9 protein-coding genes are annotated in these 11,714 nt (G+C 72.1%); 7 read left to right on the forward strand and 2 right to left on the reverse strand.

All coding sequences use genetic code 11. The features are described 5' to 3' along the window. The first annotated feature begins 331 nt into the window (after window positions 1-331). The 5 genes from ACZ7OY_RS38685 (at window position 332) to ACZ7OY_RS38705 (ending at window position 3,156) form a co-directional block, all read left to right on the forward strand. Complete coding sequence (locus ACZ7OY_RS38685; RefSeq protein WP_472250260.1) at window positions 332-784, forward strand: phospholipase; 453 nt, start codon at window positions 332-334, stop codon at window positions 782-784. A gap of 236 nt (window positions 785-1,020) precedes the next feature. Continuing rightward, a complete protein-coding gene (locus ACZ7OY_RS38690; RefSeq protein ID WP_472250261.1) occupies window positions 1,021-1,383 on the forward strand; it encodes a sortase-dependent protein in 363 nt (120 codons plus the stop codon). Then, window positions 1,380-1,997, forward strand: coding sequence for a class F sortase (locus ACZ7OY_RS38695; protein WP_472250262.1), 618 nt, complete (start codon window positions 1,380-1,382; stop codon window positions 1,995-1,997). The genes ACZ7OY_RS38690 and ACZ7OY_RS38695 overlap by 4 nt, the downstream gene beginning before the upstream one ends. Window positions 1,998-2,255: 258 nt before the next feature. Continuing rightward, a complete protein-coding gene (locus ACZ7OY_RS38700) occupies window positions 2,256-2,747 on the forward strand; it encodes an RNA polymerase sigma factor (protein ID WP_351620953.1) in 492 nt (163 codons plus the stop codon). Continuing rightward, on the forward strand, window positions 2,731-3,156 hold the full coding sequence (locus ACZ7OY_RS38705) for a hypothetical protein (protein ID WP_472250263.1): 426 nt from the start codon (window positions 2,731-2,733) through the stop codon (window positions 3,154-3,156). Before ACZ7OY_RS38700 ends, ACZ7OY_RS38705 begins: the two co-directional genes overlap by 17 nt. Before the next feature lie 90 nt (window positions 3,157-3,246). Here ACZ7OY_RS38705 and ACZ7OY_RS38710 read toward each other — a convergent pair whose 3' ends face one another. After that, complete coding sequence (locus ACZ7OY_RS38710) at window positions 3,247-5,340, reverse strand: SpoIIE family protein phosphatase (RefSeq protein ID WP_472250264.1); 2,094 nt, start codon at window positions 5,338-5,340, stop codon at window positions 3,247-3,249. Window positions 5,341-5,586: 246 nt separating this feature from the next. Here ACZ7OY_RS38710 and ACZ7OY_RS38715 point away from each other — a divergent pair, with 246 nt between their 5' ends. Further along, window positions 5,587-6,978, forward strand: a complete 1,392-nt coding sequence (locus ACZ7OY_RS38715; protein ID WP_472250265.1) for a diacylglycerol/lipid kinase family protein — start codon at window positions 5,587-5,589, stop codon at window positions 6,976-6,978. 115 nt (window positions 6,979-7,093) lie between these two features. Here ACZ7OY_RS38715 and ACZ7OY_RS38720 read toward each other — a convergent pair whose 3' ends face one another. Continuing rightward, window positions 7,094-8,659, reverse strand: a complete 1,566-nt coding sequence (locus tag ACZ7OY_RS38720; RefSeq protein WP_472250266.1) for an acyltransferase family protein — start codon at window positions 8,657-8,659, stop codon at window positions 7,094-7,096. Between the two features lie 441 nt (window positions 8,660-9,100). Between ACZ7OY_RS38720 and ACZ7OY_RS38725 the strand changes: the two genes are divergently transcribed. Beyond that, window positions 9,101-11,710, forward strand: coding sequence for a Pls/PosA family non-ribosomal peptide synthetase (locus ACZ7OY_RS38725; RefSeq protein WP_472250267.1), 2,610 nt, complete (start codon window positions 9,101-9,103; stop codon window positions 11,708-11,710). Window positions 11,711-11,714 lie beyond the last annotated feature (4 nt).

Below are 11,714 nucleotides of genomic sequence, written 5' to 3' on the forward strand. Positions count from 1 at the left end.
CGGGTGCGTGACCCGATCCTTGCGTCGGGTGGTCCGCGTGACCTGTCGGGTGCGTGACCCGATCCTTGCGTCGGGTGGTCCGCGTGACCTGTCGGGTGCGTGACCCGATCCTTGCGTCGGGTGGTCCGCGTGACCTGTCGGGTGCGTGACCCGATCCTCGCGTCGGGTGGTCCTCGGGCGGCGGGCAGAAACCCCAAAACGGCTGCTCACATGACTTGTTGATGACTCAACAGGGAAAACTTCAACTAGACCGTAGTCACGGCGGAATGACCTTCGTATTGTCATGCCCATGCGGCTCGACGGGCGGGTCGCATGTACATGGAGGTGTGGAATGCGCCGCAGACTTGCCACCGGTCTCGCCGGCTCGACCCTGGCCCTGGTTGCCGTCGTCGCCACCGCGACGTCCGCCGGCGCCGTACCGGCCGACAAGCCCCAGGTCCTTTCGAACTGGACGCAGACGACCGCGTCGAGCTACAGCCTCTGGGCCGCCGCCCGCGCGAACCAGTCCGCCTGGTCCGCCTACGCGTTCGACTGGTCCACCGACTACTGCTCCGACTCGCCGGACAACCCGTTCGGCTTCCCCTTCAGCATGTCCTGCGCCCGTCACGACTTCGGTTACCGCAACTACAAGGCCGCGGGAACCTTCAGTGCCAACAAGTCCCGCCTGGACGGCGCCCTGTACGCAGACCTCGAGCGGGTCTGCGCCGCCTACAGCGGTGCCACGAAGACCGCCTGCGACGGCACGGCGTGGACCTACTACCAGGCGGTCAAGGCCTTCGGCTGACCGACGGCCCGGGCGGTCGAGGGCCCGGGCCGCCGCACCGAGGGTCCGTCCGGGGCGGCAGGCCGCCGACCCTGACGGCGAACGAGTGCGGGGTGTCGAACGCGAGCCGCCCCGCACTCCGACGACTTTGCCTTTCCTTTACAACCTGCTCTTCGGTCGACTCGTCTCTCTGCGCGATGTGACACCCGGCCCGCCGGACCTCTCCGGCCGGGCGGACCCACGAGAGAGAGCGACCCATGCGCCGAACTGTCCTCAGTACCCTGGCACTTGCGAGCACGGCCGTGCTGGCGAGCACCGTGCCCGCGTTCGCCGACGGGCGGAGCCCGAGCCCGGTCCCCAGCCCCGCTTCGACCGTGGACGCCACCCCGAGCGCCGTCCCGAGCGCCGCCCCCCGTCCGGTGCCCAGCACCGCGCCGACCCGGGCCGCGACGCCGGGCCAGGTCAGCCGCGTCCCGAACGGAGCGCCCGACACCGGCGTGACGTCGGCGTCCACCTCGTCCGGCGAGGAGGGCGCGGTGATCGGCGGCGCCGCCGCTGCGCTCGCCCTGGCCGGCGGGACCGTGCTCGTGGTGCGTCGCCGGCGGGCGAACGGAGCATGACCCCGCTCTCCAGGCGTGCGTTCGCCACCGCGGCGCTGGTCTCGTTGCTCGCGGGCTGCGCCGGGCACCACACGGACCGGGGCACGGCGGTACACCCGACGGCCACGCCACCGCCCGCGCGGCTGTCCGCGCGGGCGGCCACGGCGGCACCGCTCGGGCGCTCGGTCCCGGTCGGGCTGCGGATCCCGGCGATCGGGGTCGACACCCCGGTCATGCAACTGGGGCTGGCCGCGGACGGCACGGTGCAGGTGCCCCCGATCACGGCTCACGACCGTGCGGGCTGGTACCGGTACTCGCCGACACCGGGCCAGGTCGGCCCGTCGGTGATCCTCGCCCATGTCACGGTCGGCGCCTACGGGGACGGGGTCTTCCGCCACCTGGCGGACCTGCGCCGCGGCGACCGGATCGAGGCACGCCTGGAGAACGGCAGGACGGCCGAGTTCACCGTCGAGTCCGTGCGGACGGTCGCCAAGGCGGACTTCCCCGCGGACCAGGTCTACGGGGACGTGGACCGGCCCGAGTTGCGGCTCATCACCTGTGGTGGCGCCCGTACCGGTGACGGTTACCTCGACAACGTGATCGTCTTCGCCGCGCTGAGCGCCACGAGTCCCTGACCGGCACAACCGGCCTCCGGCCCTGGTCCCCGGCCCCGGTTTCCGGACCGAAGACCGCGGGCCGAAGTCCCCGGACCGAGAACCCCGGACCGAGAACCCCTGACCGAGAACCCCGGACCGGTGGAACGCACACCACCGGTCCGGGGTCCTCCTCCACGGGCCACCCGGCCCGAGCCGTACGGTCACCGGGCCGACCGGACGACCCCTTGCCTCGGGCCTTTCGAGCCCGAACCCCGACAGCCCCGACCATGGAGAGCGTTGAAACGGACCCGCGACAAGGCAGCGTCCGAGCTGTTCGCCGCCGTCTACCCGCGCCTCGCCGGCTGGTGCCGCCGCCTCGTCGACGACGACGGGACGGCCCACGAGATCGCCTCGGAGGCGTTCACCCGCCTCTGGGCCCGCTGGACGTCCGTGGAGGAGCCCCGGGGCTTCCTCTACGTCACCGCGGCCAACCTCGTGCGCGACCACTGGCGCAAGGTGGAACGCGAACGCAGAGCCGTACGCCGTGTCACCTCCGAAGCCGCCGTGCGGCCGCACGACGAGCAGGCCGACCCCTCGGTACGTCTGCTCGTGCAGGCCCTGCCGGAGCGACTGCGCGTGCCCATCCTGCTGCACTACTACGCTGACATGCCGGTCCGGGAGGTGGCCGCACTGACCGGACGCAAGGAGGGAACCGTCAAGGCCGATCTGCACGCGGCCCGAGAACTGCTCCGCGCCCACCTGAGGAGAAGCCTTGATCACAGCCTCTGACGAGGGTCCGGACTTCGACCCCGACGACCCGCTCGCCGTCATCCTGCGGCCCGCCCCCGAGTACCTCGGCCCGCCCCCCGGCCGGTACGAGGCGATCCGCCGCAGCGCCGGCCGCCGCCGGCTGCTGCGTGCGGCGGCCGGGTTCGGCCTGACCTGCGCCGCCGCGGTCCTCGTCGCGCTGCCGCTGCATCCGAGCACGCCCGAGGCGCCCGTGTCCCCGGTCGTACCGCTGGCCCCGCCGCCCGCGGGCAGCCCCAGCGCCGCGCCCGACGTCACGGCGTCGCCCGCGCAGGTCACCCCGCACGCCTCCCCGACCGCACGGGACCGGACCTCCGCCACGCCCACCACCCGTGACATCCCGACGCGCCCGCGGGCGGCCGTACCCAGCGCGTCGAGCGCCGGGCGCTGAGCAGGGCGACGGCAGGCCTCGGCCCGGGCCTGCCGTGAACGGCCCTCCGGCGCACCGGTGTGCAGGCCGGGCGGACCGGCGAGCCCGTGTTCAAGGCCGCAGGCGGGTGACCGGGGTGAACGGGCGGGCGCGGGCGATCAGCAGCGCGACGTCGTCGTGGTCCTGCGGGTTGCGGAGGTTGCGCAGCAGCCGGTTGCAGGTCTCCTCCAGCGTGCACTCCGGAGCGTCGAGCAGCCTCAGCAGCGCGTCGAGTCGATCGTCGAGGTGCCCGTGCCTGGTCTCGACCAGACCGTCGGTGTACAGGACCAGCTCGTCGTCCGGGGCGAAGCGCAGCGTCGTCGACTCGAAGGGGACACCGCCGACACCGAGCGGGGTGCCGGTGGGCAGTTCGAGCAGCCGCGGCTCGGTGCCGTCGCCCACCACCACGGGCGGCATGTGGCCGGCGTTCGCGATGCGCAGCTCGGCGCGGTGCGGGTCGTAGACGGCGTAGACGCAGGTGGCGATGTACTGCTCCAGCCGTGAGGTGATCGTGTCCAGATGCTGGAGGACCTGGGCGGGGTCCAGGTCGAGCTCGGTGAAGGCCGCGGTCGCGGTGCGCAGCCGGCCCATCGCGGCGGCCGCGTGGATGCCGCTGCCCATCACGTCCCCCACGACGAGCGCGGTCCGCTCGCCCGCCAGCGGAAGTACGTCGTACCAGTCGCCGCCGACCTCGTAGGCGGCGACCGCGGGCAGATAGCGCGAGGCGACCCGCAGGCCGGGGAGGTGCGGCGGGTGGTCGGGGAGGAGGCTGCGTTGCAGGGTCTCGGCGGCGTTGCGCACGCTCTGGTGCGTGCGGGCGTTGTCGATGCAGACCGCGGCGCGCGAGGCCAGCTCGGTGGCGATGGCGAGGTCGTCCTCGTCGAAGGGCCGCGGATCACGGGCGCGGGTCAGCGCCAGGAACCCGAGCGTGGTCCCGCGCGCGATGAGCGGCACGGTCATGTACGAGTGCACCCCGGCCCGGGCCAGCAGCACCGCCGCGTGTTCGTCGCGGGCGATCCGGGCCAGGTCGGTGCCGTCCGCGTGGCTGATCAGCACGGGCCGCCCGCCGCGCACGCACCGCGTCACCGGACTCTCGGCCTCGTACCGGGTGATCGTGCCGGGCGGGTCGGCGGCCAGGAAGGCGTCGGTGGGGTAGGCGGCCTTCACCGCGAGGGCACGGAAGAACGCCGGGCCGTCCCGGGAGGGGGGCCGGTACTCGTCGAGCATGGAGTCGAGCAGGTCGACGGCGGCGACGTCGGCGAACTCGGGCACCGTGACGTCCGCCAGCTCCCGCGCGGTCTGACCGACCTCCAGCGTGGTGCCGATCCGGGCCGAGCCGTCCGCGATGAGCGCCAGCCGGCGTCGTGTCTCGCCGGCCTCCTGCGCCGACACGTGGCGCGCGGTGACGTCCACGACGAGTTCCGCCACCCCGAGCACACGGCCGAGGGAGTCCTCCAGCCGGTACATCGAGATCGTCCAGGCGTGGTCGTGCCCGGGGTCGGCCGGGGTGCGCCCCACGACGGTGGACTCCTCGATCAGCGGGGTCCCGGTGCGCAGCACCTGGTTCAGCGCCGTCTCCGTCTCCTCGAACGCCGACGACGACATGATCTCGCGGTAGTGGCGGCCGAGGTGGTCCGCCGCGGACCTGCCGTGCATGCGCTCCAGGGCGGGGTTCACGGACACGTACCGGAGTTCGGGGTCGAAGATCGCCACCCCGATCGGTGACTGGGAGATCAGCCGGGTCGACAGGGCCACGTCCCGTTCCAGCTCGCGCAGGGTGGGGGAGTCGGCGCCGAGCCCGAGGGCGTAGTACTCGCCCTCGTCGTTCAGCAGGCGCATGTTGCGCAGCTCCACCTGCCGCGTGGTGCCGTCCTTGCACCGGATGGGAAAGATGCCGGCCCAGCTCCGGCCCGTCTCCATGACATCGGCGAAGGTCTTGATCACCCAGTCCCAGTGCTCCTCGTGCACGAGGACATGCACGGCGTACCGCCCCAGGGCCTCGTGCGCCGAGTAGCCGTACAGCTCTTCGGCCTGGGGGCTCCACAGCACGATCCGGCCGTCCGCGTCGAGCACGACCGCCGCGACGTGCAGGAGGTCCATCAGCCCGCTCGGCCGGTCGCCCACCGCGACCGCGAGGGCGGGGGGCGGCCGCTCGGGTCCGCTCATAGCGGGCACTCCTTCCGGCCGCAGGACGGGCGCCGCCCCCTACCGGCCGGGAGCGCTTCCTGCCGGTGCGCAGGCGCCTCGGCTTCCATGGTCCCCCCGATGCCCGGGATCGCACACTTTCGCGCGGGTTCACCCTCGCGGGTTGGGGGCAGATGATATGCACGCAGCGCCCCGCACGATCTTGCCGGCCTGCATCCGGAGTGAGGGACGGTGCCGCACACGGGCGCCGACCCGGGGAAGGGGCTCATGTCAGCGACAGGGAGTGAGCGAGGGCAGCACCGGCAGGCGTGGGCCGCCCGGGGCGCGCTGGCCGCCGCCGCGGCGGCCGCGCTGCTGCCCCTCGTCTACGGGGGGCTGGGCGGGCTGGTGCTCCTGGCGGTCGCACTCGTCGGGCTGGCCGTCACCGCCGCCGCGCTCTGGTGGACGCTGTCCCGGCGCGGCGTGGTCCGGGCGGCGGCGATGGTGCTGGCGGCCGCCACCCCCGTCGTCGTGGTCGTCCTGTTCGTCGCGGTGGGGCTGCTGTGGGTGATCGCGCTGTCCGCGCTCCTGTGGTGTGCGGCCGTGTGGAGCGGACGGTACGCCCTGCGCAGCACGGATCTGCGTCCCGTACGGATGAAGGAGCACCGCACTCCGCCGCCGAAGCGACCCTTCCTGATCCTCAACCCGCGCTCCGGCGGTGGCAAGGTCGAGAAGTTCTCGCTCCGGGAGAAGGCGGAGCGCCTCGGCGCCCAGGTCGTGCTGCTCGACCCCGAACAGCACCAGGACGTCACCGAACTGGCCAGGTCCGCGGTGGCCCAGGGAGCGGACCTGCTGGGGGTCGCGGGCGGGGACGGTACGCAGGCGCTGGTCGCCGCCGTGGCCGCGGAGCACGATCTGCCGTTCCTCGTCATCTCGGCCGGCACCCGCAACCACTTCGCCATGGACCTGGGCCTCGACCGCGACGACCCCTCCACCTGTCTGGACGCGCTCACCGACGGGGTGGAACTGCACGTCGACCTCGCCTTCGCCGACGACCGGCCGTTCGTCAACAACGCCTCCTTCGGTGTGTACGGGGCCGTGGTGCAGGAGCCGGGCTACCGCGACGCCAAGGTGGGCACCGCGCTGGAGGTGCTGCCGGACCTGCTGACCCGGCAGCGCGGTCCGCGGCTGACGGTCCGCGCCGACGACACCACGCTCGCCGAGCCGCAGGCCGTGCTGGTGAGCAACAACGCCTACCGCACCGGCGACCCCTTCGGCTTCGGCCGCCGCGAGCGGCTGAACTCGGGGCGGCTCGGGGTGCTCGCCGTCCGCGTCGACAGCGCCGTGGAGGCGGCCGAGCTGGTGCTGGAGCCGAACCCGTCCGGGCTGGCGGCGCTGACCGCGCACGAGGTGGTCGTGGAGGCGGACGAGGCGCAGCTGGAGGTGGGTCTGGACGGCGAGGCGCTGCTGATGCCCGCCCCCGTCCGTTGCCGTATCGCGCGCCGCACGCTGCGGGTCCGGGTCCCCCGGCTACGGCCCGGGGTGCCGGAGGCGCCGCCGCGCCTCGACTGGCGCCGGCTGCGCAAGCTCGCGGCCGCGGTGAGCCGCACGGCCGTACCCGGACGGTCGGCCCGCACCCGCCCGCCCGCGCCGGACGACGGGAGCGGCGGCCCGCGCTGAGTGCTGCGCGGGCCGCCGCCGGGGTGCTTTCACGGATACGTCGCCGCGCTGCCGCGGCGGGTCGCCGGTGCGCGCACCCCCGGAACCATCGCCCGGCCGCGGCCCGGACAGCGGACTACGCGTCCGGGGCGGCCGCCTCCGGCCGGCTACGGGCCTTCGCGGAACCGGCATTCGCGGCACTGGCCTGTGCGGCGCTGGCTTGCGCGGAACCGGCCTGCGCGGAACCGGCCTGCGCGGCACTGGCTTGCGCGGCGCTGGCCTGCGCGGAACCGGCCTGCGTGGCCGGGACTTCCGGTGTCCGGCCTTCCGGTGCCTGGCCTTCCGGCGTCCGTGCCTCCGGGGCGCCGGGCTGTGTGGTCCGGGCCTCCGGCGCACCGGCTGGTGCACCGCCCGACGGCGCACTGCCCGACGGCGCACTGCCCGACGGCGCACCGGCCTCCGGGGCGCCGGTCTCCCGGGTGCCGGCCCGCTCCGCACGGGTCGCTGTGGCGCCGGGATGCCCGGTGCGGGCCTGCGGGGCCGTTCCGCCGGCGCGCGCACGGCGTCCCTCGCGCAGCAGCAGCCGTCTGGCCGGGCGCTCCACGCCCTCGTACAGGACCCAGGCCAGTCCCAGGGACACCGCGAACACGGCGGCGGTCAGGGCCAGGCCCTCCGGCACGCCGAAGCGCGGGCCGGTGCCGACGAGGCTGCGCACGGCGCGTACCACCAGCAGATGCACCATGTAGAAGGCGAACGAGAGCTCGCCGAGCCGCACCAGCCGCCGGTGCCGCCACAGCGAGGGCAGCCCGCGCAGGTCGGCGACGGCGGCCGCAGGGATCAGCAGGGCGATGCCGAGCAGAGTGCAGGCGGTGGCGGGGTAACCGGGGGTGACCTGGGGCACCAGGAAGTAGCCGATGACCGTCAGGGCGAGCGAGGCCTCCAGGCCCGGCCCGCGCCACCGTCCGAGGAGCACCGTACGGGCCACGGCGGCACCGAGGACGAACTCGGGCAGCCGGGCCGCGGGCAGCGAGTACAGCTGTCCGCCCAGCCAGGTGTGGGGGTCGCAGGCGGTCAGCGCCAGTACCGCGAGCGCCGACGCCCCGGCGACGGCCGCCGATCCGCGGGCGCCCAGACGGCGCAGGACGAACGCCAGCGTCGGGAAGAGGGCGTAGAAGAAGGCTTCGCAGGCCAGCGACCAGCTCACCGGGTCGAGCGTCTGCCACCAGGGGCGCCACCAGGAGTGCACCAGCACAAGGTTGGCCAGGCCCTGGCGGGGCGTGGGCATCGTGAACATGCCCGGGCCGTACGCCATGAGCAGCGCCAGCGCGGCCGTGACCAGGTGGACCGGGTACACACGGGCGATGCGCCGCCGCCAGAAGGCGAACGCGCGGTCGGCGGGCCGGGCGGACCACATGAGGACGAAGCCGGACAGGACGAAGAAGAACGACACCCCGCTGCCGCCGGGCCCGAACCCCCAGGTCATGATCCGTCCGCCGGTGCCGCCGAAGTATCCGGCGTTGCGCACGTGCAGTCCGAAGACGAGCAGCGCCGCCACCCACCGCAGACCGGTGAGGGACGGCAGGGCGGGCGCGCGGGCCGCCGAGGCGGCGTCGGCCGCGGCCGACGGGCCGGTGTGCGGCGACGCCCGCGCCGCCGCGGTCGTCCTGGTCTCCTGCGCCGGGGGATGTTTCGTGCCGAGCATGAAAGGCAACCTTGCCGATTCCTCGGCGTTCATGACGCCCGCCTCCGAAACATCACACGGACGCCACCGCGCAGGGGCGGATCCGTGACACCTGTGACCGGGCGCGGCACACCCGTACGACCGCGCCGCCTCCCGTGCCGGGGTGTGCGTCCCGGACCCGCCGGGAAGCGGCCGTACGGGTGGTCGATGGCTTACGCCGGTGGTGGAGGGGGCCAAGGAATTACGGCCGCCGGGCGGCGGTGTCGTTTCCGTTCGGTGGGTGCGAAGTGGCAACCTGACGGTGGACGGCCGAGACTGTAGGCCATGGATTCGTGATCAATGAGAGCGCACGGCCTCGTGGCTGCCGGGATGGCCCGGTCGGTGCCGTTCTTCAGAGCGCGGGGACAATGGACCGGCGGCCATCTGGGGCCATTGGTCGAGGAAATGTCCTCAGGAGTGCACATGGTAGATCAGTCGTCCGAGATTTTTATATCCGGATTGGACGGAGCCGCTGTGACCGGGGGTGGCAATGGTGCCGGCCCGACGGTGGAGGACACCGAAAGGGAATTCGCGGAGGTGCTCGCCGGTGTTGTGAAGGCGGACCATGTACCGGCCGACAGCCACTTTTTCGACGACCTCGGGGCCAACTCTCTGGTCATGGCCCAGTTCTGTGCACGGGTCCGGAAGCGGTCCGATCTGCCGCCCGCCTCCATGAAGGACATCTACCGGTATCCCACGATCAGGAGCCTGGCGGCCGCCCTCGCGGTCACGGCCGCCCCGGCTCCCGCCGTCACGCCGATTTCCACGGCGTCGTCGGCGGTGACCGACCGTTCCCCGGAGGCGACCTCGGGGAGCACCGGCCGTTATGTGTTCTGCGGGGCCGTCCAGTTGCTCGTCTTCCTGGGATATTCGTTCTTCTTCGGCCTTGTCGTCGCCAGCGGCTACGAATGGGTCGCGTCGGGTTCGGGGCTGGTCGACATCTATGTGCGGTCGCTGCTGTTCGGCGGCGTCGGTTTCCTGCTTCTGTGTCTGTTCCCGATCGCGGCCAAATGGATTCTGGTCGGCCGTTGGAAGTCCGGCGAATTCCCGCTGTGGGGCCTGGCGTATCTCCGCCTGTGGCTCGTCAAGGTGCTGCTCCACGCCAACCCGATGGTGTTCTTCGTCGGTAATCCGCTGTACGTGCTCTATCTCCGGGCGCTCGGCGCGCGGATCGGCGAGGGGGTCACGATCCTGTCGCGTTCCGTGCCGGTCTGCACCGACCTGCTGACCATCGGCTCCGGCACGGTGATCCGCAAGGAGGCGTCCTTCCTCGGCTACCGCGCGGATGCCGGACGGATCCGGACCGGCCCGGTGACCCTCGGCAGGGACGTGTTCGTCGGCGAGAAGACGGTCCTCGACATCGACACCGCGATGGGCGACGGAGCCCAGCTGGGCCACGCCTCGTCCCTGTACCCGGGCCAGTCGGTGCCCGCCGGCCGGCGTATGCACGGCTCCCCGGCGGAGCCCACCGGGATCGACTACGTGCGGGTCGCGCCGGCGAGGTGCGGCACCCTGCGCCGGACCTGGTTCGGGCTGGTCACCCTGGCGCAGACGTTCCTGCTGTACGTGCCGCTGGCCGTCGGCGGAATGTACATGTTGTTCGCGCAGATCCCCGCGCTCGGCAAGCGGATCCAGTCGGACACGCCGATGAATTCGCCGTCGGAATTCTTCACCGACGCCGTGCTCCTTTCCGCCGCGCTGTTCTTCGGGTTCGTCGTGCTGGGACTCGCCGTGCTGTTCACCGTGCCGCGACTGGTCGGCCTCGTGGTCAAACCCGACCGGACCTATTCGCTGTACGGATTCCGGTACGCGGTGCACCGGGCGACCGCACGGATGACGAACATCAAGTTCTTCGCCTGGCTGTTCGGTGACAGTTCCTACATCGTCCACTATCTTCGATTTCTCGGTTACGATCTGTCGCGCATCGAGCAGACCGGCTCCAACTTCGGCACGGAGGTGCAGCACGAAACCCCGTATCTGGTGAGCGTCGGCACCGGGACGATGGTGGCGGACGGGCTCTCGATCGTGAACGCGGATTTCTCCAGCACGTCTTTCCGGGTTTCCCGGGCGTCGATCGGCCCACGCAACTTCATCGGCAACAACATCGTCTATCCGGCCGGGGGCAGGACGGGAGAGAACTGTCTGCTCGCGACAAAGGTGATGGTGCCCCTCGACGGTCCGGTCCGGGAAGGTGTGGGGCTGCTCGGATCGCCGCCCTTCGAAATTCCCAGGACGGTCGAGCGCGACGTCCAGTTCGACCATCTCAGAACCGAACAGGAACTCGGCCGCCACCTTTCCGCGAAGAACCGCTACAACACGCGCACACTGCTTCTGTTCCTCCTCGTGAGGTGGTTCCACGTCTTTTTGCTCACGGCATTCGGACTCGCCACGGAAACCCTGTACGGAACGCTCGGACATGTGGTGCTCGGTGCATACATCGCGATCACCCTCACCCTCACCACGCTCTATTTCGTGCTGTGCGAGCGCTGTATCGGATCCTTCCGCAGACTGCGCCCGCAATTGTGCTCCATCTACGATCCGGCTTTCTGGCGCCAGGAGCGGCTCTGGAAGGTCCCGGAGAACTATCTCAACGTTTTCAACGGAACCCCGTTCAAGAGCGTCGTCTGGCGGCTGCTGGGCGTACGCATCGGCAGGCGGGTCTTCGACGACGGCTGCCACATCACCGAGCGGACGCTCACCGCGATCGGGGACGACTGCACGCTCAACGTGGGCAGCAAGATCCAGTGCCACTCCCAGGAGGACGGCACCTTCAAGTCCGACCACACCACCCTCGGCGCCCGCTGCACCCTCGGTGTCGGCGCACATGTGCACTACGGCGTGACGATCGGGGACGGCGCGGTCCTGGCGCCCGACTCCTTCCTGATGAAGGGCGAGGAAGTCCCCTCGTACGCCCGCTGGGGAGGAAACCCCGCCGGGGAGATGTCCGACGCACCGGCCCGGCCCGTCGGCACGGGCCCGGCGGACCGGGAAGGGACACGGCAAACCGATGACGACGCTGCCACCGCGAGCTGAGGAA

The sequence above is a fragment of the Streptomyces sp. NPDC107559 genome (assembly GCF_055657365.1).

Bases quoted from the DNA above. Each gene is read 5' to 3' on its own strand.
- ACZ7OY_RS38685 (WP_472250260.1), top strand. From the start codon at position 332: ATGCGCCGCAGACTTGCCACCGGTCTCGCCGGCTCGACCCTGGCCCTG.
- ACZ7OY_RS38690 (WP_472250261.1), top strand. From the start codon at position 1,021: ATGCGCCGAACTGTCCTCAGTACCCTGGCACTTGCGAGCACGGCCGTG.
- ACZ7OY_RS38695 (WP_472250262.1), top strand. From the start codon at position 1,380: ATGACCCCGCTCTCCAGGCGTGCGTTCGCCACCGCGGCGCTGGTCTCG.
- ACZ7OY_RS38710 (WP_472250264.1), bottom strand. From the start codon at position 5,340: ATGAGCGGACCCGAGCGGCCGCCCCCCGCCCTCGCGGTCGCGGTGGGC.
- ACZ7OY_RS38715 (WP_472250265.1), top strand. From the start codon at position 5,587: ATGTCAGCGACAGGGAGTGAGCGAGGGCAGCACCGGCAGGCGTGGGCC.
- ACZ7OY_RS38720 (WP_472250266.1), bottom strand. From the start codon at position 8,659: ATGCTCGGCACGAAACATCCCCCGGCGCAGGAGACCAGGACGACCGCG.
- ACZ7OY_RS38725 (WP_472250267.1), top strand. From the start codon at position 9,101: ATGGTAGATCAGTCGTCCGAGATTTTTATATCCGGATTGGACGGAGCC.